The 22,244-nt window shown below is 54.3% G+C and carries 22 protein-coding genes; 10 read left to right on the plus strand and 12 right to left on the minus strand.

What is annotated here, in order from left to right; translation table 11 throughout:
• The first annotated feature begins 86 nt into the window (after window positions 1–86).
• From KCG46_RS11815 to KCG46_RS11830, 4 genes are all read left to right on the plus strand, one after another.
• Window positions 87–1,247 carry an acyl-CoA dehydrogenase family protein gene (locus KCG46_RS11815; RefSeq protein ID WP_255551988.1) on the plus strand — a complete coding sequence of 387 codons (1,161 nt, stop codon included), beginning with the start codon at window positions 87–89 and terminating at the stop codon, window positions 1,245–1,247.
• Between the two features lie 115 nt (window positions 1,248–1,362).
• Window positions 1,363–1,662: an FtsB family cell division protein gene (locus tag KCG46_RS11820; protein ID WP_218405635.1), complete on the plus strand. Its 300-nt coding sequence runs from the start codon at window positions 1,363–1,365 to the stop codon at window positions 1,660–1,662.
• A gap of 178 nt (window positions 1,663–1,840) precedes the next feature.
• The gene (gene pdhA, locus KCG46_RS11825; protein ID WP_218405636.1) at window positions 1,841–2,935 is read left to right on the plus strand and encodes a pyruvate dehydrogenase (acetyl-transferring) E1 component subunit alpha; all 1,095 of its coding nucleotides are present in this window, start codon (window positions 1,841–1,843) and stop codon (window positions 2,933–2,935) included.
• Between the two features lie 3 nt (window positions 2,936–2,938).
• Window positions 2,939–4,300: a pyruvate dehydrogenase complex E1 component subunit beta gene (locus tag KCG46_RS11830; RefSeq protein ID WP_218405637.1), complete on the plus strand. Its 1,362-nt coding sequence runs from the start codon at window positions 2,939–2,941 to the stop codon at window positions 4,298–4,300.
• A gap of 78 nt (window positions 4,301–4,378) precedes the next feature.
• Here the strand turns inward: KCG46_RS11830 and KCG46_RS11835 are convergent, their stop codons facing one another.
• From KCG46_RS11835 to KCG46_RS11845, 3 genes are read right to left on the minus strand one after another with little or no spacing between them, the layout of a single operon-like run.
• Window positions 4,379–5,041 carry a TadE/TadG family type IV pilus assembly protein gene (locus KCG46_RS11835; RefSeq protein WP_218405638.1) on the minus strand — a complete coding sequence of 221 codons (663 nt, stop codon included), beginning with the start codon at window positions 5,039–5,041 and terminating at the stop codon, window positions 4,379–4,381.
• 41 nt (window positions 5,042–5,082) lie between these two features.
• A complete protein-coding gene (locus tag KCG46_RS11840) occupies window positions 5,083–5,682 on the minus strand; it encodes a TadE/TadG family type IV pilus assembly protein (RefSeq protein WP_218405639.1) in 600 nt (199 codons plus the stop codon).
• The gene (locus KCG46_RS11845; protein ID WP_218405640.1) at window positions 5,679–7,661 is read right to left on the minus strand and encodes a Tad domain-containing protein; all 1,983 of its coding nucleotides are present in this window, start codon (window positions 7,659–7,661) and stop codon (window positions 5,679–5,681) included. Before KCG46_RS11845 ends, KCG46_RS11840 begins: the two co-directional genes overlap by 4 nt.
• Before the next feature lie 181 nt (window positions 7,662–7,842).
• Here KCG46_RS11845 and KCG46_RS11850 point away from each other — a divergent pair, with 181 nt between their 5' ends.
• Together KCG46_RS11850 and KCG46_RS11855 are read left to right on the plus strand one after the other, a co-directional pair.
• Window positions 7,843–8,514: a hypothetical protein gene (locus tag KCG46_RS11850; RefSeq protein WP_218405641.1), complete on the plus strand. Its 672-nt coding sequence runs from the start codon at window positions 7,843–7,845 to the stop codon at window positions 8,512–8,514.
• Window positions 8,515–8,554: 40 nt separating this feature from the next.
• A complete protein-coding gene (locus KCG46_RS11855; RefSeq protein ID WP_218405642.1) occupies window positions 8,555–9,019 on the plus strand; it encodes an EF-hand domain-containing protein in 465 nt (154 codons plus the stop codon).
• Here KCG46_RS11855 and trmFO read toward each other — a convergent pair whose 3' ends face one another.
• Window positions 9,020–10,390: a methylenetetrahydrofolate--tRNA-(uracil(54)-C(5))-methyltransferase (FADH(2)-oxidizing) TrmFO gene (gene trmFO, locus KCG46_RS11860; RefSeq protein ID WP_218405643.1), complete on the minus strand. Its 1,371-nt coding sequence runs from the start codon at window positions 10,388–10,390 to the stop codon at window positions 9,020–9,022.
• A 43-nt stretch (window positions 10,391–10,433) separates the two neighbouring features.
• Window positions 10,434–11,264: a fatty acid desaturase family protein gene (locus KCG46_RS11865; protein ID WP_369410217.1), complete on the minus strand. Its 831-nt coding sequence runs from the start codon at window positions 11,262–11,264 to the stop codon at window positions 10,434–10,436.
• A gap of 116 nt (window positions 11,265–11,380) precedes the next feature.
• On the opposite strand from KCG46_RS11865, the gene KCG46_RS11870 reads away from it, so the two are divergent.
• Window positions 11,381–12,031: a lysoplasmalogenase family protein gene (locus KCG46_RS11870; protein WP_218405645.1), complete on the plus strand. Its 651-nt coding sequence runs from the start codon at window positions 11,381–11,383 to the stop codon at window positions 12,029–12,031.
• Here the strand turns inward: KCG46_RS11870 and KCG46_RS11875 are convergent.
• Both KCG46_RS11875 and gyrA read right to left on the minus strand, forming a co-directional pair.
• Window positions 12,028–12,873 (minus strand): TauD/TfdA dioxygenase family protein, encoded by an 846-nt coding sequence (locus KCG46_RS11875; RefSeq protein ID WP_255551996.1) that lies wholly within the window; start codon window positions 12,871–12,873, stop codon window positions 12,028–12,030. The genes KCG46_RS11870 and KCG46_RS11875 overlap by 4 nt on opposite strands.
• Window positions 12,873–15,716 carry a DNA gyrase subunit A gene (gene gyrA, locus KCG46_RS11880; protein ID WP_218405647.1) on the minus strand — a complete coding sequence of 948 codons (2,844 nt, stop codon included), beginning with the start codon at window positions 15,714–15,716 and terminating at the stop codon, window positions 12,873–12,875. Before gyrA ends, KCG46_RS11875 begins: the two co-directional genes overlap by 1 nt.
• 325 nt (window positions 15,717–16,041) lie before the next feature.
• Here gyrA and KCG46_RS11885 point away from each other — a divergent pair, with 325 nt between their 5' ends.
• The gene (locus KCG46_RS11885) at window positions 16,042–17,397 is read left to right on the plus strand and encodes a tol-pal system YbgF family protein (RefSeq protein WP_218405648.1); all 1,356 of its coding nucleotides are present in this window, start codon (window positions 16,042–16,044) and stop codon (window positions 17,395–17,397) included.
• Between the two features lie 82 nt (window positions 17,398–17,479).
• Here KCG46_RS11885 and KCG46_RS11890 read toward each other — a convergent pair whose 3' ends face one another.
• From KCG46_RS11890 to KCG46_RS11905, 4 genes are read right to left on the minus strand one after another with little or no spacing between them, the layout of a single operon-like run.
• Window positions 17,480–18,199, minus strand: a complete 720-nt coding sequence (locus KCG46_RS11890; RefSeq protein ID WP_218405649.1) for an NYN domain-containing protein — start codon at window positions 18,197–18,199, stop codon at window positions 17,480–17,482.
• A gap of 39 nt (window positions 18,200–18,238) precedes the next feature.
• Window positions 18,239–18,880, minus strand: coding sequence for a carbonic anhydrase (locus tag KCG46_RS11895; RefSeq protein WP_218405650.1), 642 nt, complete (start codon window positions 18,878–18,880; stop codon window positions 18,239–18,241).
• Window positions 18,881–18,913: 33 nt separating this feature from the next.
• Window positions 18,914–19,222, minus strand: coding sequence for a P-II family nitrogen regulator (locus KCG46_RS11900; RefSeq protein ID WP_218405651.1), 309 nt, complete (start codon window positions 19,220–19,222; stop codon window positions 18,914–18,916).
• Entirely contained in the window at window positions 19,219–20,208 is a 990-nt protein-coding gene (locus KCG46_RS11905; protein WP_218405652.1) for a sodium-dependent bicarbonate transport family permease, read from the minus strand. Before KCG46_RS11905 ends, KCG46_RS11900 begins: the two co-directional genes overlap by 4 nt.
• Window positions 20,209–20,337: 129 nt before the next feature.
• On the opposite strand from KCG46_RS11905, the gene lipA reads away from it, so the two are divergent.
• Together lipA and KCG46_RS11915 are read left to right on the plus strand one after the other, a co-directional pair.
• Window positions 20,338–21,306, plus strand: a complete 969-nt coding sequence (gene lipA / locus KCG46_RS11910; protein ID WP_218405653.1) for a lipoyl synthase — start codon at window positions 20,338–20,340, stop codon at window positions 21,304–21,306.
• Complete coding sequence (locus tag KCG46_RS11915; protein WP_218405654.1) at window positions 21,306–21,767, plus strand: type II toxin-antitoxin system RatA family toxin; 462 nt, start codon at window positions 21,306–21,308, stop codon at window positions 21,765–21,767. The genes lipA and KCG46_RS11915 overlap by 1 nt, the downstream gene beginning before the upstream one ends.
• On the opposite strand, the gene KCG46_RS11920 is transcribed toward KCG46_RS11915, so the two are convergent.
• Window positions 21,728–22,240: a CinA family protein gene (locus tag KCG46_RS11920; protein ID WP_218405655.1), complete on the minus strand. Its 513-nt coding sequence runs from the start codon at window positions 22,238–22,240 to the stop codon at window positions 21,728–21,730. The genes KCG46_RS11915 and KCG46_RS11920 overlap by 40 nt on opposite strands.
• Window positions 22,241–22,244: the final 4 nt, after the last annotated feature.

Consider the following 22,244-nt stretch of genomic DNA (forward strand, 5'->3'; position numbering starts at 1 on the left):
TGAAAGATTGCAAGCTGACGAGCCTGTGGACTCATTCAAGCGAGCGCGGCAAGGGATTGCCAGGGTCGATTTTGGGGATTTACGTAATGCCTACTGAAAGTGATGAACTTGCCGAAATCCGCCGCGCGGTGCGCTCGCTTTGCGATGACTTTCCTGGAGAATACTGGAGGGCCAAAGACGCTGCTCGTGAATACCCCGGCGAATTCGTAGATGCCCTTACCAAAGCAGGATTCCTCGCCGCGCTGATCCCGACGGAATTTGGCGGCAGCGGGTTAAGTCTGGATGAAGCTGCGGTAATCATGGAAGAGATTCAGGCATCTGGCTGCAATGGTGGTGCTGCCCATGCGCAAATGTACATAATGAACACATTGCTGCGTTACGGTTCAGAAGTCCAAAAGAACGAATACCTCCCCAGAATTGCAAGCGGTGATTTGCGCCTTCAGGCCTTTGGGGTGTCAGAGCCGACCAGCGGGACCGACACGCTCAGCCTTAAGACACGCGCAGTTCGTGACGGTGATGAATATGTGATCAATGGTCAAAAGATATGGACAAGCCGCGCGGAGCATAGCGATCTGATGTTGCTGCTCGCTCGCACCACACCGCGAGACCAGATTGAGAAGAAGACAGAAGGGCTTTCCATGTTCCTCGTCGACATGCAGCAAGCGATCGGAAACGGCATGGAAATCAAGCCGATCCGAACCATGATGAACCACTCATCGTGCGAGGTTTTCTTCGATGATTTACGCATTCCAGACAGCGCTCTGGTTGGTGAGCAAGGGAAGGGATTTCGCTACATCCTTTCCGGCATGAATGCAGAACGAATCCTAATCGCGGCCGAGTGTATCGGGGATGCCAAATGGTTCATCGATCAGGCAAAAACCTATGCCAGTGACCGAAGCGTTTTTTCGCGGCCCATCGGTCAAAATCAGGGCATCCAGTTTCCGATTGCTCGCTGCTATTCGCAAATGAGGGCTGCCGAATTGATGGTTCACCATGCGGCGAACGTTTACGATGAAGGCGGCAATCCAGGTGAAGAGGCCAACATGGCGAAACTCCTCGCTTCCGAAGCGAGCTGGGCGGCGGCCGATATGTGTGTGCAAACGTTCGGTGGTTTCGGGTTTGCTGAGGAATATGATGTCGAGCGGAAATTCCGCGAAGCGCGGCTTTACACCGTAGCGCCAATCTCAACCAATCTGATCCTATCATATCTTGCCGAGCACGTTTTGGGCCTGCCACGCTCATACTGAACGTTTGCAGCAACATTTCGCCCCATCGCACCCTAAAAATCGGCGCGATCAGCACTTTCGACTTGATGCGGCGGGTTAACTATGATTCTGTGGAAATCGATCAAGGGGTAATCCAATGCGCAAGCCAGCAAGAGAACAGATGCGACAGGGTATGGCCCTTGTTGTGCTGCTTTGCTTGACCGGTTTGGCGATTGCTGGCCCAACTGGATTACTCGCGTGGAGCGAAAATGCACAGGCGCTTGAACAGCGTCACGCCCAGATCGCGATGCTAACCGATAAACGTGATGCGCTGAAGAACCGTGTCCAGCTCCTCGATCCCAACTCGGCTGACCCTGACCTTGCGAGCGAGTTGGTTCGGCGCAATTTGGGCGTCCTGCACGCCGATGAAGTCGTAATCTCAATCGAAGACGAATAATGCGCGCATACGAATTCTCCGCGTCACCTTTTTCATAACCAGAGAAATCAGCGATTTTTTGTCGCTCAGCAGGGCTTGCTTTACGTTGCGTCTTGCATGGCTTCCTGACTATAGGAGCAACGCGATTAGGCGTTCTCCTCCTTAGGACCTGCGCCTGTAACAATAAGGATAGATAACCTTGGCCAAGAAGCCCGCTGCCAAAAAGGCGCCAGCAAAGAATGCCGCACCAGCGGCGGCACCTCACGACGATCCGGATTTCGTGCTGCATTCACTTCAAGCCGATTTTGAAGCGGCAAAGCGTTTCAACGCTAACGAAGACCAGATGATGGAATTCTATCGTCAAATGCTACTTATCCGGCGCTTTGAAGAGAAAGCAGGTCAGCTTTACGGTCTCGGCCTTATCGGGGGATTCTGCCATCTTTACATAGGTCAGGAAGCGGTTGCGATTGGCCTTCAGAGCGCGCTGGATGGTGATAAGGATAGCGTAATCACCGGTTACCGCGATCATGGTCACATGCTTGCATACGGCATTGATCCCAAAGTGATCATGGCTGAACTTACAGGCAGAGAAGCGGGCATTTCCAAGGGGAAGGGCGGCTCGATGCACATGTTCAGCACCGAGCATAAATTCTATGGCGGCCACGGTATCGTCGGTGCTCAGGTTGCTCTTGGCGGCGGTCTTGCCCTCGCTCATCAATACAATGATGACGGCGGACTTTGCCTTGCCTATTTCGGCGACGGCGCGGCCAACCAAGGTCAGGTGTACGAGACGTTCAATATGGCGGCGCTCTGGAACCTGCCAATCGTGTTTGTCGTCGAAGACAACCAATATGCGATGGGAACTGCATCTAACCGGTCATCTGCCGAAACTCGTTTCCACCGCCGCGGTACAGCATTCCGCATTCCGGGCATGGACGTGAACGGCATGGACGTGCTCGAGGTTCGTGCAGCAGCTGAGGTTGCTTTCAAGCACGTTAGGGATGGCAAAGGTCCGGTTTTGATGGAACTCAATACATACCGTTATCGTGGCCACTCTATGTCGGACCCGGCAAAGTACCGGACCCGTGATGAAGTTCAGGATCAGCGCGACAATCACGATCCGATCGAACGGATGAAAAAGCTTCTACTCGAAGCGGGCAAGACCGAAGAAGAGTTGAAAGCGATCGATAAAGGCATTCGCAAGATCGTCGCAGAATCGGCTGATTTTGCAGAGAATTCACCGGAGCCAGCGCCTGGCGAACTCTACACCGATGTTCTGGTGGAGGAGTATTGATCCATGGCTATTGAACTGAAGATGCCAGCGCTTTCGCCAACCATGGAGCAGGGGACCCTTGCAAAGTGGCTTAAGCAAGAAGGTGATACGATCGAACCGGGCGATATCATCGCAGAGATCGAGACCGACAAAGCGACTATGGAATTCGAAGCAATCGACGAAGGTGTCTTGACCAAGATCATGATTGCGGAAGGCACCGAAGATGTGGCTGTTGGAACTGTGATTGCTCAACTGGAAGGAGAGGGTGAAGACAGCGCTCCTGCTGCTTCAACGCCGGAACCCGCTGCTGCGCCAGCTCCCGCTCCGGCGGCAGAACCAGCGTCGGATGATAAGCCAATCTCCCAGCCCAAAGCGGATCGCGGGGTGCCAGAAGGCACCACGTTCACCAGCACGCCGGTGCGTGAGGCATTGCGGGACGCTATGGCTGAGGAAATGCGGAGCGACCCGCGTGTGTTCGTCATGGGTGAGGAAGTCGCCGAATATCAAGGCGCCTACAAAGTCACTCAGGGCCTGCTTGCTGAATTCGGACCGAAACGCGTGATCGATACGCCGATCACCGAGTACGGCTTTGCCGGTGTTGGCACAGGCGCTGCGATGGGCGGACTGCGCCCCATCGTTGAATTTATGACATTCAACTTCGCCATGCAGGCCATCGACCACATCATCAACTCGGCTGCCAAGACAAACTATATGTCCGGCGGCCAGATGCGGTGTCCGATTGTGTTTCGCGGTCCAAACGGCGCAGCAAGCCGCGTTGGCGCGCAGCACAGTCAAAATTACGGCCCTTGGTATGCAAGTGTACCGGGTCTGATCGTGATCGCACCCTATGACAGCGCAGATGCTAAAGGCCTGATGAAGGCAGCCATTCGTTCGGAGGATCCTGTTGTTTTCCTCGAGAACGAACTGGTTTACGGCAAAAGCTTCGATGTTCCCGACCTTGATGATCACGTTCTGCCGATTGGCAAGGCGCGTATCATGCGCGAAGGTTCGGACGTAACGATTGTTTCTTACTCGATTGGCGTTGGTTTCGCTCTCGAAGCCGCAGAAACTCTTGCGGGTGAGGGCATTGATGCCGAAGTGATCGACCTGCGTACGCTGCGCCCTCTCGACAAAGAAGCCGTCCTGACCAGCCTCGCGAAGACCAACCGCTTGGTCATTGCTGAGGAAGGTTGGCCGACTTGCTCGATCTCAAGCGAGATCATCTCGCTGTGCATGGAAGAAGGCTTTGACGACCTAGATGCGCCTGTGCTGCGTGTTTGCAATGAAGACGTGCCGTTGCCGTATGCGGACAATCTCGAGAAGCTCGCTCTGATCGATCCCCCTCGGATTGTCGAAGCAGTCAAGAAAGTTTGCTACGTCGCCTGACTTCATCATACCCATAAATAGAAAAGGGCCGCTCCAGCAATCGCTAGAGCGGCCCTTTTTGTTTCTGCGCGGTCTCGCTTAAGCGGGACGGTCAGCCGAGTATGTATCGCAATCCGCAACTGGTGAGACAGGGTTGGTCTGATAAAGCTGCGTCAGGTCGCGTTGATCGCGCACGTTGAACGCCGCAGTGTATTGAATTTCCGTGTCACCGTAGAATTCGAACGGGGTTACTGGCGTATAGGTATATGAGACTTCGACAAACATGACGGCAGTGCCGCTGCTTGCCGTTATCTCTTTGCCGGTTTCGCCCATGCCATCAAAATCGGTGCCAGTTTCGCCGTCGCCTTCGACGCCGAAACTTGAATCATGAACTTTAGCACCGCGACACCGCTGCCAGTGGATCCACTGTCCGCCATCCGCGTTCACTTCAAGGCTGGAGAGAATGATCCGTCCATTGGTGAAGATCTCGTTTTGCTCACCAAGCTTTTCAGCGCCAATAAACGCCTGATTGATATCATCCTCAAAAACCTGGCGATTGACGAGAACATCAGCTTCACCGACGCGCGAAGCGTTATCTGCGACCTGCATCGCAATTTGGCTAATTTGCATATGCGTAATCGTGAAATATGCGGTCTCGGTTCCCAGCATTCCCAGGCCGAGGAAAATTGGCGCTGTGAAGGCGAACTCGACCATGGCAACGCCGGAGGTGTGCTCTTTCAGGTCGCGTAGCTTGCGGCGCATGCGAACTGTCGCACTGCGCGTCTTTTGTTGAACCTTGGCAATCATGTGCAGTTTCCAGTGGCTTGCGTGGTATCTTGCTGGTCGAAGGGCTGGTTCCGAAGAACAGTCGAAGCACGAAGCTCAACGTCTTGTGGCAGCCCAGCCAAACCGTACATCGGGAAAAGGCGCGGGTACGTCACGACCGCGGTGTAAAGAACAGCGTCACGGGCACCGCCGATACCGGATTCACCACGGTTGGCATCCCATTGACCGTTCCCGTTTGCATCAACAAACGGTTCGTTGTCATTGCAAACGCCATCGCTGTTGCCGTCGGTATACTCTTCTTCTTCGCCGATATCTTCGAAATCGAAGTGAGAAAGTTTCTCTAGCGTGACAGTAGCGTTGCCAGGAACGACGTTCGCAACTTGGCCGATAACAGCAGCATCAATAGTAGATTCCCGGCTGCCCGCGTTTTCCAGTGTTAGGTCGCGACCCGCTTTCTGCATCGCGCCATTCATCAGAGCCGATGTGTATTGCGAATGCGCCATGTCGAAAACGCCCATGATCATCAGGATGAGGACGGGAGCCACCAGACCGAATTCGGTCAAGGTGGCCCCATTCTCGTTTTTCCCGAGACGGCTTCGTTTGAAGAAGCCGATCATGCTGTCAGCCTCAGAGCGGCAATCTTCTCGGCAATCTCTTTAAACGCAGCGTCCAGTGTGTCAGCGTCGTTTGCCGAGTAGGCGCGGCCTGGCGTCGCACAGTCGATGAGATTGTCCGTCAAGGTCGTGCCGAACGCCACAACCCAAACAGAGATGTTCTTGTCTCGGGCTGCCTTACAAGCCGCTTGGAAGCGAGCTTCATGGCGTGTGTTACCGGTTGCTGATTGGCCATCGTCCGTAACCCGGCGATCCCACCATTCAATTCCGTATGGGGTGTAGACCGTGTTGCTGGTCGACAGGATGCCATCCGTCATAAAGATGATGTGACGAGTGATAGCGTCGCCATTCGGAGCCGTAGCATTCTCTGACGAGAAGATTCCGTCCGGAGAGATAAAGCGACCGCCCCAGATCATGCCAATGTCATGATACGTAGAGCCACGTCCAACGAAGCCATTCGAAGCGGACAACCAGCTTTCAAGCTCGCTGCGATCGCTGAATTCCGCGAGTTTTCGAGCTGCTTTCGGGCAGCTCGCTGACGGATTCTGATTCCAGTCGCTTGTCGTAACTTCCTCGTCGCGGCTCCAATTGCCTGTTTCGGAATCAAAACGATAGAAGACCAACGAAGGCAGAACTGGCTTCCAGTACTCATCCGATGAGTTCGGAACCAGATCAATGTCGAGATCGTTGGCGGAGGCCGGAAGCGGGCTGAAAGTGCCTGTGTTCGACGTGTCAGCCTCTTCGATACAACCACCCCAAGTATGGGTCTCGTTTGCACCGTTCGTACCAGTCGGAGCGATCAGCGAACCTGTGCTGTAAAGCGAAGCGAGGTCATACTCGATCTCATCAAAGCGATAGGCGAAGGTTTCTGTCGTCTCTTCATTCTCAGTGACCGTCGCTTCGCCAGCGGCTGTGTAAGAATATTCCTTGAAAGTAATATTACAGCTTCCGCCAGTGTAGTTGCCACTCACGAACTCATAGAGAACCTTCCAAGTAAGATTGCCTTGGTAGGTAGCTTGTCGGGTATCACCGGAACCGCTGACATTGATGTTCGTCGCGGTGGCGTTGTTCGGATCATAAAAAATATCCCAGTGTGGGCCTCCAAATGCGAAGTCGACACATTGATCGTAAGTCAGTCCCGGTACCCGTGTCTCATTATTGCCAAGAAACGGATAACCATTATTGGTTCCGGTTTTGTTTGAACTAAGCGCGCCGTTTCCGTCATAAACCCAATCGGTTTCTATGATCGTGGTCGGCTCACGCGATTGATAGCCGTGACTATCCGCGAGCCAAGCCGAATTCAAAGATGCGCCGACATTGATTGAACTTGAATAAGGCAAGATCCCGTAACGAACCTGCGCAGCCGAAGAAGTTGCTGCTTCAACCGTGTCATAGAATGTTAGCGCTGATGACCGGAGGCTTTTGATCTTGGCATTTGAGGCTTCGACATTGTTGCAAGAGCCGCCATTAGGATTGTCGGGCGCACAGTTCATTGAACCGGTCACGTCCAAAACAAACATGATATCTGTGTTCGAGATGTTGATGTCTGCTTCGCAATCCACCGCGAGATCAAACTCATCGTAACCGAATGCACCCATAATGCTGGTCGGCAGGGTGCCAGAGGCTGTGCCCTGAACCTTGCCGTCATCGGTAGCCGAGTAAATGCGTGAGCGCTCTTCCATACCAAACAAACCGTCTTCGAAGTTCTGATCAAAGAAGTTTTCAGCAATCTGCTTGTGAGAGCTGTCAAAATCATCGTCGTCCATTGCGCGACGAGCGGCGAGGGCGCCCGCATCGCAGGCAGCCTGCAAGCGAGTGTCAGCCATGTAATAACGGCTCGCATCGACGCCGCCGCCAACCATTGCCATCAATGGGACGAGAGACGCGGCCACGATAACAATCGTGTTCGCGGTCGGGTCTTTCGCAAGCGAACGCCAAAATTTCTTTGGCGCTGCGGTTTCTTGCTCGTTTTTCATAGCCATAAGGCGATTATCCTCGTGCGTGTCCCGGAACGAAATAGCTCGGAAAAGCAATTGCATTGGCTAGACTTAGCGCAGCGAGGTAAGCGAATTTCCAAACTTTGTGGTTAACGAGAACATAATTTGAGTTCCGCACAACTTGTTACGATTGTGAACGGATGATCCCTCGTCCAATCTTGACAGAATGGCTCAATCAGCGGCTACGAGCGATGCTGTGGATGACACCTCGCCTCTTGAACTGCCCGCAGAGCTTGCAATCGCCATCGCGCACACCCCGCAAAAGGTTCGCGGCCGGTTAACTACGTGTTTCGCTCTCGATCAGCGGCTGGCGCGAATCGTGGCAGGCACAACCGAGCCAATATTGGGGCAAATGCGTCTCGCGTGGTGGCGCGATGTTCTCAGTCAGCCGGCCGAAGAACGGCCAGTTGGGGATGCTGTACTAGATGCCGTTGGTGCGGAATGCAGTGGGCATGAAGCTGCGCTGATCCAAATGGTCGATGCATGGGAAGTCTTCGTTGTCGCTGAAAAGCTCGATCAGAATGTGGCAACCCAGTTTGCTAAAAATCGAAGCGCCCCGTTGTCTGCACTCATTGGCAAGGATCATCCCAACGGCGGAGGAACCATTTGGGCGATTGCCGATGCGGCCTCACGCGTATCAGACGGTGAAGAACAAGGCCTGCTGATTGATGCTGGACTAGGTTTGGCCGGTAAGAACGTGGCGCGCTCAAAAGAGCTTCGCGGGATCGCAGTGCTGGATGCCTTGGCCTTGCGCGCGCTAAAACGTGGCGGACGACCGCTAATGGAGGGGCGCGGTGCGTCTATAACAGCAGTGCGAGCGGCTTTATTCGGCAGTTAAACACGTGTAATCAGACAGTATTGAATTTGGGGAGGCCAGAGTGCGCCAAACAATACTTGGAGTTTTTGTCGGATTGTTCCTTGCCGGAGTGGGTGTTTTTTGGTGGCAAGCGCGCGCGCAGGTGGAGAACAATGCTCCGCCGCCGCCAGAAATTGAGGAAATAGCACCTGCCCCTGAAGAGCTCCCGCAAACCGATCCTGGAGATATGGAGGGGCCCGCGCCGCCAACCGCAAGTGAGCTAACGCGGGAGGAAAAACGTTTCTTTCGCTATGATCGAAATCGTGACCGGCGGATCACCCGGAATGAAATGCTATCATCGCGTTCTGATGGATTCCGTAAACTTGATGTCGATGGAAACAATCTTCTCACATTCGAAGAATGGGCGGTCACAACTGCGCAGCGGTTTGACGGCATGGACGCCGATGGAAACGCGGAATTGTCGCAGGTGGAGTTTGCAACAAGCAAGCCCAAGACCCGGCCGAAACGACCGCGTTGCCGGTGCTAATCAGGCGGGAACAGCTTCGGAATTGGCGTTGATCCACGTGCCCAGGTCGTTCTTCGCGCGCGAGGTATATGCCTCTTTACGCTGCTTCTTTTTCACCTCGTGAAGGGGCGGAAACAACCCGAAGTTCACGTTCATAGGCTGGAATGTGGCCGCATCTGCATCGCCGGTAATATGACTGAGCAGAGCACCAAGAGCGGTTGACGGGGGCAGGGGATGCCAATCGCGACCGCCCAATTCAGCTGCTGCCATCATGCCCGCGACCAATCCAATCGCCGAGCTCTCAACATACCCTTCGCACCCGGTTACCTGACCAGCGAACCGGATATGCGGTGCCGCTTTCAGTCGAAGCTGGCGATCAAGCACCTGAGGCGAATTCAGGAATGTGTTGCGGTGCAAACCGCCAAGCCTCGCAAATTCGGCATTCTCAAGTCCGGGGATCGTGCGGAATAGTCCCACTTGGCCAGCGTATTTCAGTTTGGTTTGAAATCCGACCATATTCCATAGGGTGCCAAGCTTGTTATCCTGACGCAACTGCACCACCGCATAGGGCCAGCGACCCTGAGGAAACTCTTCATTCGTGTCGAATGGATTGTCGAGCCCGACACCTTTCATCGGACCGTATCTTAGCGTTTCAACACCGCGCGACGCCATCACTTCGATAGGCATGCATCCATCAAAGTATGGGGTGTCTTTTTCCCACTCCTTGAATTCGGTCTTCTCGCCTTCGATCAGTCCTTGATGAAAGGCGAGATATTGTTCTTTCGTCATCGGGCAGTTGATATAGTCGCCATCTTCATTCGAAGCTTCGGTCCGTTTGTTCCAACGCGATTGAATCCAGCATTTAGACATATCGATGCTGTCACGATGGATAATCGGAGCGATCGCATCAAAGAAGGCGAGGCGTTCTTCACCCGTAGCTCCAACAATGCTCTGCGCGAGGGATTGCGCAGTGAGCGGTCCGGTTGCGACAATAGTGAGGCCGCTGTCAGGGAGGGCATCGACCCGTTCCCGCGCGACTGTGACATTCGGATGCTCGGACAGGGCTCGCTCAACTTCGGCGCTGAACACGTCCCGGTCTACCGCCATGGCGCTTCCAGCAGGAACTCGCGCAACTTCGCCAGCGCGCATGACAATAGAGTCCAGCTCGCGCATCTCGTGGTGCAACAACCCGACGGCATTCTTTGTATCATCATCGGATCGAAAGCTGTTTGAACATACGAGTTCTGCAAGCCCATCCGTCTGATGGGCCGGCGTCATCTCGCCTGAGCCGCGCATTTCCGACAGCCGAACTTTGATACCGCGCTTCGCAAGCTGCCAAGCGGCTTCTGATCCGGCGAGGCCGCCGCCGATAATGTGAACATCATGTGTCATAGGGTGCAGCACTTAGGCGCTGCACCCACTCGCATCAATATGGCTATCGACCAAGAACGGGCCGAATGGCCTTGGCAAAGGCCGGTTCCACGGCTTCGAGCCGATCCGCCAGCTCTGGCAAACGCTTGACCGGAACTCCCGGAAACAGGTGATGCTCAAGGTGAAAGAACATGTTGTAGCTAACCGCATTCACCATCCGGCCACGCTGAGTGCGGGCGACCAGTGCGCTTTCATCGCAGCCTCTATGGGTAATCCACACGGCGAACAATGCAGTGAAGCACTGCGCAAGAAGCATGGCTGAGAAATGCCAGGCAACAAAGGCCAAACCAAATCCAATTGCCGCAGCAGGAAGCACCAAATTGAGAGCGAGATCGATCAAGACCTTTTTCCGCCAAACTGGTCCGCCTTCTTTGAGAGCAACTATATGGCATTCAAGCGGGAAAAATGGACCGTATACGATCACCTGCCGCAGGCTCATCCTGCCGGCTTTGCCCTCCAGATCCTGCTCTGTGTTAATGTGCTGGTGATGCCGCAGGTGATTGAAGGCAACCGAGTGATTGCTGCCGAGCATCACAAGGCTCAATCCATGCAAGACAGCCCGATGCCCAGCGCTGCCAAATCCGAGGTTGTGATGGATCGCTTCATGATTGAGCCTCAGGGCAGTGAGGAAAAACATGAACTCTGCCAGAAAGGCCAGTGGCCAATATCCGTGGTGGAACAACACCATGCCAGCGAAGAGCCAGGGTAGGGGATGCAAGCATTCCCGGAGCCCATCTCCTGTTCTCATTTTGGCAAGGTCGCGCCATTCCACGCGGCGAACTGCCTGTTTGAGTATGATTGGGTCAAGCTTGCGTGCGCTATCGAATTTGGGCATTTTGCGCTCCCGTGTGGTCTTGTTAAAGACTTATCAGAACGCTCTGTTTAGTGTCGTGATTAGCGTGGCTCACATATTGCAATTCATGAAACTAAATCGGACAGAAACGGATTGAAATGGCAAAAAATGCACTGATAGAGCACCGGCCATGGCTCTTGGCGAGCGTCGTTGCGGCATGTGCGTATTACTTCCTGTGGAACAATCCAATCGGCGAGCTCTATCTCATCATATTGAAGGGTTCAGCTGTCGGCCTACTCGCCTTGTATGCTTGGCGGCGGACGCATGGCGGGGATGGCCTTATCCTTGTCGCCGTTCTGGCGCTCTCTGCTGCAGCAGACATGGCGCTAGTTCTGGACATAACCATCGGGGGAGCCCTGTTTGCGCTGTCCCATGTAGCCGCTATCGCGCTTTACCTGCGAAATCGCCGCAACCGCACGACTTCAAGTCAAAAACTCTTGGCTGCGGCGCTATTTATTGGCGCGCCCGTGATCTCATACCTGCTAAGTCAGGACATTCTGATCGCAGTTTATGCAGTCAGCCTTGGTGGGATGGCGGCAGCTGCATGGCTCAGCCGCTTCCCCCGCTACCGCGTCGGGGTTGGTGCTGTACTGTTTGTAATCAGCGATTGGCTGATTTTCAGTCAGACTGGTCCCTTCGATTTAAGTCCGGTTCCTAACATGCTAATTTGGCCGCTGTACTATTCCGGTCAGCTAATGATCGCGACGGGCGTTGTGCAAACGTTGCGCGGGGAAAAACCCGCCTACTAGGTTGCGTGCGCGGCAATTGTTGTCCGGTGTAATTCGCGGCGGTATCCTTCGTATCCACCGGTCGCTTTGTGTAGCACGCTGCGGTTGTCCCATATCACCAGCATATTCGGCTCCCAACGATGGCGATATACAAACTCATCGCGCGATTGCCACGCGGCTACCTCCATGAGGAACGGCAAGGCTTCGCTCTCCGCCATGCCTTCGATCCCGATAATATATCCCAGCGTCGAATAGATCGCCTCTTCGCCTGTTTCGGGATGGACCTGAATCAGCGGATGAGAGCAACATTCATTTGCGCTTTCATCCGGACGGATTGCCATGGACCGGTCAGCTTCCCGCTCGTTTTCGCCGTAAGTACCGTCAGGAGCATAGGCGAGTTTAGCGGAATGGATCGCAGTCAGTGAGCGCAAGTGATCCTGCCGCTCTGCGGGAAGGGCTGCAAAAGCTGCGATCTGATCGGCGAACAAAGTGTCACCGCCATGAGGTGGGATGTCGATTGATAAAAGACACGTGCCTGCAGGCGGTGCATCAAGAAAACTCCAATCGCTGTGCCAGTTTTCGGCAAACAGAGGCGCTTGCTCGTCAGCTTCCCGAAGAATAGCAGCGATGTTCTTGCGTCCTTCAATCGGATCGAAGAACGGGTCTTCGCCAAATCCGCCCATCGCGATGGTGAACCGCTCGAGTGCGTCATCGTCCATGCTCTGGCCCGGAAAGGCCAAAACCCGGTGTTTCAGCCAGACTGCGCGAATTTCCGCGACAAGATCAGCGCCAAGCTCACCCGAAAGGTCGCAGCCGGTTACCCGAGCGCCGCAGACCTGACTGGATGGCTCGACTTTAATCATCAATCGGTCGGTTCACCCTCCGTGCCTGTGTCCGATAGCGGGGCCGGATCGGTGGCAGCTTCGCCAGCGTCGCCGTCGTTCTGCGCCATTTCCTCGGCCACCGCTCCTTCCGCCTCGTCTTCCGGTTCCTCGGTCTCGTCAATCAATGCCGCGCCGACGATCTGCTCGCCTTTGGAGACATTGAAAATTCGCACACCCGAGGAGCTCCGTCCCGACACGGAATAGCCGGTGTGGTTTTCAAAGCCGTCTTCAACCATGTGGCGGAATTCAACCGGTAAGCGGATCAGTTTTGCCTGATCCGTAACAAGCATCAGTTGCGAGCCATGCTTAACAGGGAAACTTGCTACCACTGGCCCGTTTCGGTCCTTGTCCGCAGGCTCACCGATATTGGTAAGCCCCTGACCACCGCGGCCAGTCGTGCGGTATTCATAGGCAGAAGAAATCTTGCCATATCCGCGAGAGGTGAGGGTGAGGATAAACTCCTCTTCCTCTGACATTTCTGCCATCTTCTCGGCCTCGAGGGTCGGCTCTGCATCGTTGTTCTTCCACGATGCTGCACGCAGGTAAGCGTCGCGGATTTCTGTGTCCCGCTCACCAGGATCGAGAACCGCCATCGAGACGACCTTTTGCCCCTCTTTCAGCTTCATCCCGCGCACACCTATACCCGTTCGGCTCTTGGTTTCTCGCGCATCAGTGGCCGAGAAGCGGATCGACTTACCCGAATTCGACGCAAGGAAAATTTCCTGATCTTCGGTCAGCAGCTCAACGCCGATTAAACGGTCTCCGCTGTCCTCGACAAAGCCCATCGCATATTTGCCCGCAGTCGGCACATTGGTGAATGCGTCCATGGAATTGCGGCGCACCATGCCTTGCTCTGTCCCGAATACGATATTGAGTGCGCCCCATTCCGCTTCATCTTCTGGCAGAGCAAGAACATTGGTAACGCGCTCATCATTACCCAGCGGCAGCAGATTCACCATCGGGCGGCCCTTCGTCTGCGGCCCGCCTTCAGGCAGCTTCCATACTTTGTGCCGATAAACGCGTCCCGTATTGGTGAAGAACAAGACCGGATTGTGTGTCGAGGTGACAAACATTTCGACCACGGCATCTTCATCCTTGGTCGCCATGCCGCTGCGACCTTTGCCGCCGCGAGCCTGCGCCCGGAACGTGTCGAGCGGGGTACGTTTGATGTAGCCGCCATGGGTGACGGTAACGACCATATCATCACGCTCGATCAAATCTTCATCGTCAAGACCATCCCAAGCCGGGGCAATTTCTGAGACGCGCGGCGTTGCGTAAGTGGCTTTGATCTCTTCCAGCTCTTCACGCATCATGCCGTAAAGCTTCACGCGGTCGGAAAGAATCGACAGCAGCTCTTCGATTTGGATCGAAAGCTCCTTGAGCTCATCGCCGATCTCATCCCGGCCAAGCGCGGTAAGACGGTGGAGACGCAATTCCAGGATAGCTTTGACCTGTCGCTCGGACAGTTTGTACGTTCCATCGCTCTCTTCAGCATTCGGCTCGATGGCTTCGACTAGCCGGATGTACTGCGCAATATCGCCAATCGGCCATTCTTTTGTGAGCAACTTCCCGCGCGCTTCGGCAGGATTAGAAGCGCCGCGGATCATCGCGACAACCTCATCAAGGTTTGAAACCGCAACAACAAGGCCAAGCAAAAGGTGCGCCCGTTCACGCGCCTTGTTCAATTCAAACTTGGTCCGGCGGGTAATGACTTCTTCGCGGAACGAGATGAAGCTTTGAATAATGTCGCGCAGCATGAGCGTTTCAGGACGCCCATTGCGGATCGCAAGCATGTTTGCCGGGAAGCTCGACTGCGCAGGGGTGTAGCGCCACATCTGGTTGAGGACGACCTCAGGCGAGGCGTCTCGTTTCAGATCGACTACAACACGCACGCCTTCGCGGGAGCTTTCATCCCGAATGTCGGAAATGCCCTCGATCCGCTTTTCCTTAGCTGCGTCAGCGATTTTCTCGACCAAGCCCGACTTGCCAACCTGATACGGAATCGAGGTTAGGACGATAGACTGGCGATCTCCACGCTTTGTCTCAACTTCGTGGCGGCACCGCATAAGGATGGAGCCGCGACCGGTCGTATATGCCGCCTTAGCACCACTGGAACCCAAGATTAGTGGTGCCGTAGGAAAATCAGGCCCCGGGATGATTTCGATCAATTGCTCAGTCGTGATCGTAGGATTTTCGATAAAGGCGAGACAGCCGTCGATAACTTCACCAAGGTTATGCGGTGGAACGTTTGTCGCCATGCCAACTGCAATGCCGCCTGCTCCATTGACCAGCAGGTTAGGGAAGCGGGCGGGCAGAACTGTCGGCTCTTGAGTGCTACCGTCATAGTTATCAGCAAAATTGACCGTGTCTTTGTCGAGATCGTCAAGCAAAGTGTTCGCGACACGGGCAAGGCGCGCTTCGGTATAGCGCATGGATGCAGGCGGATCGGGATCCATCGAGCCAAAGTTACCCTGGCCATCGATCAGAGGTACCCGCATCGACCAATCTTGCGTCATCCGGGCCAAGGCATCGTAAATCGCGGAATCGCCGTGAGGGTGATAGTTTCCCATCACGTCACCAACGATTTTAGCGCTCTTACGATATGGACGTCCGGCTACGAATCCGCCTTCTTGGCTGGCGTACAGAATCCGGCGGTGAACCGGCTTCAGACCGTCACGAACATCTGGGAGGGCGCGCGACACGATCACGCTCATCGCGTAATCGAGATAGCTCGTCTTCATCTCATCGACAATGTCGATGCGTTCGTAGTCACCCATTGGTGAAGGGGCTGGGGATTCGAGAGTTTCGTTGTCGTCGCTCAAGGTGCGGGCCGTTTCTGGTTATTTTTGTTGTCAGCAGTAATGTAGGGTTTGCGGCGACAAACCACCATGGATGGTGCGGAACATAAGTGGATCAAACACGGCTTTTTCCACACTTCCAGTCGAATTCGTAAAATGTTCTACAACGGGCCGAATTTTTCGTTTCGAATTGCCCATTTCAATTCCATTCAAAGGCCATTCAGGCCGTTTCGGCTACACAGAATTGCAAATCTGACAGCATGCGTCCAAATGCAGCATCAGAGATTAAATCCGGCCGCGCTCCCTCGAACTGAAGACGCGGCACTAAACACCCCAGGAGGTATTCCGAATGCAGCTTTTTAACATGCGTAAACGCACGTCCGGCCTCGCGCTTGCCGTTGCTCTTGCGACAGGCTCAGCCGTCGTTGCGACTGCCGTTTATCCAGCAGAGGCGCACGCACAGCGCAAGAAGAAGAAAGACAAAGAAAGTGACGGCGGTGGCTATTCGAAAGAATTTGTGGCTGTCTATCAACCACTTAACGATGCTCTCAATGCTGAAGGCGCAGACGTAGCCGCGTACAAGCCACAAATTCAGCAATTGCTTCCGCTTGCAACAACGCAAGATGAAAAGATTGCAGCGGGCGGTTTGGTTTTCAATTCAGGTATCAAGCTGAAGGATCAGACACTGCAGCTCAGCGGCATGGAAACGATGCTTGCCAGCGGGAAAGTACCTGTCGATCAGATCGCTCGTTACAACTTCATCGCTTATCAGCTCTCGAATGCTGCCAGCGATTTTCCTAAAGCGCGAAACTATCTGCAGCAGGCTATCAACTACAACTTCACAACCACGAGTATCACGGCCTCTGATTTGCAGATTGCGATGGCGGAGAGCTATTTCTCCGGGAATGAACTCCGAGAAGGTCTGTCATTCCTTAAAAAGGCGATCAGCGCGCGCAAATCACAGGGTCAAGCTATTGAAGAGCAGTGGTACCGCCGTGGTTTGACCGTTGCCTATAACAATCAGGTTGTTCCTGAAGTCTATGATTTCACAGCAATGTGGATTGAGGCATTTCCATCGTCGACCAATTGGCGCGATGCAGTGAACCTGACGCGCAATTTGAATGAGTACGAGCCGCAATTGCTGCTCGATCTGCTGCGTCTCTCGAAAGAAGCAGGCGCGCTTCAGGAAAAGAACGACTATGTTCTTTATGTCGAGGCTGCAGATGCTCGCCGCCTACCAATGGAAGTCAAAGATATTATCGAGCAGGCCTATGCAACCGATGCGGTGAGCCGCGATGACATCTACGTTGCAGACGCGCTAACTACAGCAAATGGACGTATTGCCAGCGACCGTGCGGACCTCCCTGCATTGGAACGTGATGCAGCAGCTGGAAATGCAGGTTTGCGTACAGTCGTTGCCGCAGCCAGCGCATTTTACAGCTATGGTCAGTACGACAAGGCCGCGACCTTCTATCAAAAGGCACTAGGAATGCCGGGTGTGGATACTGGCGAAGCCCTGACACGTCTGGGAATGTCTCAAGTTGGTCTTGGTGATTTTGCTGGCGCACAGGAAACATTGGCGCGGGTCGAGGGCAAACGCGCTCCTATCGCGATGCTTTGGAGCGCCTTTGCAGCTGAAAAAGCCGGTCCGGCCCAATCGGACGGGCCAAGCCTTGGGGAATTGATGGGCGCAAGCACGCAATAATCCGCGACCAACAACACGATGCAAAAGGGCGCCCAGCTATCTTCAGGGCGCCCTTTTTTGTCGGTCATCGTATTGTCTCGGATCAGTGCAATCGTTTTACGTAAACCTGATTGCCATCACGGCGTTCGAGTTTGAAGTTGTCGATTGAGGCGAAGAGGTCTGAGAGGCTCTTGAAACCATAATTCCGGACATCAAAGCTCGACCGATTGCCGGCAATCTGGCCGAGTTGTTGCAGTTTGGCCCAACCTTCGTCATCGCGTTTCGCTTCACGATAGGCCGCGAGGATAAGTTCATCCAGATCACCGACATCGGACTTTGATTTGCGCGCAGCCTTAGTCTTCCCGTTGTCATCCGAGGTACTTGCGATCAATTCATCAATGTAGAGGAAGCGAGTGCATACTGCCTGAAATGCCGCTGGCGTCTTCTTTTCACCGAAACCGTAAACCAAAATACCGTCCTGCCGCAGACGTGTGACGAGCGGGGTGAAATCGCTATCCGAGGTCATGATGCCAAATCCATCAACCTTGCCCTGATAGAGCAGGTCAATCGCGTCGATTGTCATCGCCATATCGGTGGCGTTCTTACCTTTTGACACGTCGAATTGCTGCTGCGGACGGATACCGTAGGTGTTTGTAATTTTGTCCCACCGCGACAAATTATCTTTGGCGAAGTTCCCGTATGCCCGGCGAATATTCACCTGACCAAGTTCGGCCATCACTGTTAGAACGGGATCAATCCCTTGTGGGGTGGTGTTGTCTGCATCGATAAGCAGCGCGATGTTCTTGAGTTCTGTATTGGACATGGATGCTAAGATGGTAGCCGCAATCGAAGGGGGCAAGGGCTAGTCTTCCGGAAGAAACTCGCCGGTGTCTTCATCGAGCGAGTAGAGCACGCCTTCTTTGATCGAGAAATGCGCTCCGCGAAGTTTTAGATCGCCCTGATCCTCCTTGTCGGCAACCCAAGGGAAACTACGCAGATTGGTCAGGCTCTGGCGGATCGCAGCGAACTCCATCGCAAGCTCGGCCTTACGCCCCTCGACACCGTGCTTTCGTGCGACAGGCTCGCGGGCCTCATCTAGCAGGGTGATCCATTCTGCGAGGAAACCGCCATGGCCGGGATCAGTGCCCACGAAATCTTGTCTGAGCGCGGCTTTGCAGCCGCCGCATCTGCCATGACCCATAACAAGAATTTGCTTCACTTCGAGCATCTGCACAGCGAACTCTACGGCGGCTGACACCCCATGCTGCCCCGGCGAGATCTCAAAAGGAGGAACCAAAGCGGCGACATTGCGGACCACAAAAATTTCACCGGGATCAACGTCGAAGATCTGTGCCGGATCAACGCGGCTGTCCGAACAACCAATGATCATCAATTTGGGGTGCTGGCCCAATGCGATTGTTTCTTCAAACCGGTCACGTTGACGCGGATAGGTGTCTTCGCGAAAGCGGCGATAGCCTTTCAGAAGCTCGGCAAATTCCGGCAATTCTCTACTCCTCAGTGTGGGAGCGCGCGACGCTTAAAAGCGCTCTCCCCTGATCACCTGCACATCCCACATGCTCAAGATGAATCCATATCGCGTAAGCATGGGGGCAAGTGTTTCGGCAAGGGCTGATGCCTTATCTTCCGCAGCTATCGTGAGGACAAAAACCTTGTCCGTACCCATCACACGCTCCTCGCGCCATGCGCCGTCGCGCCCTTTGCCGCTAGTGACCGGCACAATCGTCCATCCAGTAATCCCCACGCTGTCAATCGCATCGGTCACACGTTTTTGCAGCTGTGTGTCGGCAAGGATTTCAATTCTCTTGCGGGTTACGGTTTCAATCATGGTGAGATACCTCCGCTTCCGGCCAAGAATGCCGCGAATGCGCTGATGATGCCAATATTGATAAGGACGTTAAACGGGAAAGTGATGCTGAGTGACATGGTCAGGTATATTCCCGGATCTGCTTCAGGAAGAGCCAGTCGCATTGCAGCTGGCACCGCGATATAGCTTGCACTTGCGCAAAGAACGCCGAGCGCTGCGGCAGATCCCGTATCCAATCCGATACCGATACCCAATGCCGTTCCAACTGCTCCGTTAACGAGCGGTATGAAGATAGCAATCGCGGCAAGCCGCCATGTGATTGCACGCGAATCCATCATACGCCGCGCAGCGATCAAGCCCATATCCAAAAGGAAAATGCAAAGAACGCCCTTGAACCCAGTTTCGAAAAACGGACTGACGGGTTCAAACCCTTCTGGACCGCCAATCATTCCAATCGCAAAAGCACCGAGCAACAGGACAATCGAAGAATTGGTGAATACCTCGTGGAACATCTCACCTGTGCTCTGTCCGCCTTCCGAAGAACTGCCAAAGCCCCTTGCGAGCATCAATCCTGTCAGGATTGCAGGCGCTTCCATTGCAGCCATTACCGCGACCATATAGCCGCCCGGTTCGCGGGCTTGACCAGTCAGAATTTCGATTGCGGTTACAAATGTCACGACACTGATCGAACCATAATGCGCAGCGACAGCACCGGAGTTGATCCGATCAAGCTTTCCAAACGTTTTTAGAACGAAATAAGCGAAGAACGGGAGCAAAAAGCCTGCCACGACGCCCGCGCCAAGAGCTGATAGGACCGTCGCATCAATCCCAGACTTCGCAACAGCAACACCGCCTTTGATGCCAATGGCTGCCATCAAATAGAGCGACATCGCCTTTGCGATTGCCTCTGGGATGGCAAGATCAGACTTCGCGAAGGCCGCAAGCAGACCCAACACGAAGAATAGAACGACCGGTGAAGTGAAGGTCTGTATTGCCGTTTCAAACATGATGGCCTCGCTACACGCCTCTTTGTTGCATGAAAAGCAAAAGAGCTTGCGACCTTTTTGTTCGTCAACAGACGTATTCAGCAAGGTCATTGGCTTGCGGCAGACGCAGTGGCAGCCTAAATGGCCCATATGAACGATCTCGCAAACTCGCCAAAGCCCCAGCAGGGCAGCAAATCAAGTGAAGCTCGCCCAGAGCGTCAGCGGAAACCAGACTGGATTCGCGTAAAAGCGCCGGTTAGCAAAGGATATCATGAGACGCGCAAATTGATGCGCGACCTGAACCTCAACACCGTTTGCGAAGAGGCTGCGTGTCCAAATATCGGTGAATGCTGGACACAGAAACACGCGACAGTGATGATCCTTGGTGATGTCTGCACCCGTGCTTGTGCGTTTTGTAACGTTAAGACTGGGATGCCGCGCGCTGTTGATCCGATGGAGCCAGAAAACACCGCAATCGCTGCTGCTAAAATGGGCCTGAAGCACATCGTAATCACGAGCGTTGATCGCGATGACTTGCCAGATGGCGGGGCAGGGCAGTTTGTCAAAGTGATTGAAGCACTTCGCCGCAATACGCCAGAGACCACTATCGAAATTCTCACTCCCGATTTCCGAGGCAAAATGCGGCCTGCCGTCGAAGCAATCTGCGAGGCGGGCCCTGATGTGTACAACCACAATCTTGAAACAGTTCCGCGGCTCTATCCGACTATCCGGCCAGGAGCGCGCTATTACGCATCGCTAAGGCTTCTCGAAGAAGTGAAGGCGCATAACCCGCTGATCTTCACGAAGTCCGGCATTATGCTCGGCCTAGGTGAACAGCGCCTCGAAGTTCATCAGGTCATGGATGACATGCGGAGCGCCGAAGTCGATTTCATCACAATGGGGCAATACCTCCAGCCAACGCCCAAACACGCCGCTGTCGAAGAATTCGTCACGCCGAAAGCGTTTAACGCTTATGGTTCGATTGCACGGGCCAAAGGCTTTCTTCAGGTCGCCTCAAGCCCGCTGACACGCTCAAGCTATCATGCAGGCGATGACTTCGCGGTCATGAAGAAGGCACGCGAAGAAAAACTTCGCAAGCGAGACAAGCTGAGCATCTAATGCCGGGGATTCGCGAGACACGCCGGCTTCCATACAGCGCTGAGCAGATGTTTGATCTGGTCGCGGACGTTGCGCGTTACCGCGAATTTCTACCTTGGGTTATCGCCACGCGCGTGCGGTCTGATACTGAAACCGAGATGGTTGCCGATATGGTCGTTGGCTTTAAAAGCCTACGGGAGAGCTTCACGTCGCGGGTCTCAAAGGATCGGCCTCGCGAAATTGCAGTTCACTACGTCGATGGACCGCTGTCAGATCTCGACAATGTCTGGACGTTTCATTCGACGGGTGAGGGCACTTGCGAAATCGACTTCTTGGTCGAGTTCAAATTCAAGAACCGGATGTTTGAAAAGATCGCGGGGCAGTATTTCGACCGCGCATTCCGCAAAATGGTAGAAGCGTTCGAGACCCGAGCCGCTGAGCTTTATGGAAGCAACAGCTCAAGCGCGCAAATAGTGGCCTGACGCCTTATCGAAGCGCGGCCGCCTTCCTCATCTCCGCCTTCGAAGTGTTTGAGCTCACCCTCGGGCTCACCATCTTGATTCCGATATGCCCGGGCAAACACTACGGTGCCGACCGGTTTGAGTTGTGTACCACCTCCAGGACCTGCGACCCCGCTAATTGCCACAGCAACATCGGCGTTTGAGTTCTTTAATGCTCCGGCAGCCATCGCCCAGACACAGGCGATCGATACCGCCCCGAATGTCTCGATAATATCCTGCGATACACCAAGCGCCTCCATCTTCGACGCGTTTGAGTATGTAACGAACCCGCGATCGAGGACGGCTGAAGACCCTGCGATTTCAGTGATTGCTGCTGCGACCAAGCCGCCCGTGCAACTCTCCGCCAATGCGACCGTTCGCCCATACTCCTTGTTTTCTGCGACGACACGCGCCGCAAGATTTTCAATATCTGCCGGGAGAAGTGCGTTTGTCATCTGA

This window comes from Erythrobacter crassostreae, from assembly GCF_019204045.1.
In the GTDB taxonomy this organism is placed as follows: domain Bacteria; phylum Pseudomonadota; class Alphaproteobacteria; order Sphingomonadales; family Sphingomonadaceae; genus Erythrobacter; species Erythrobacter crassostreae.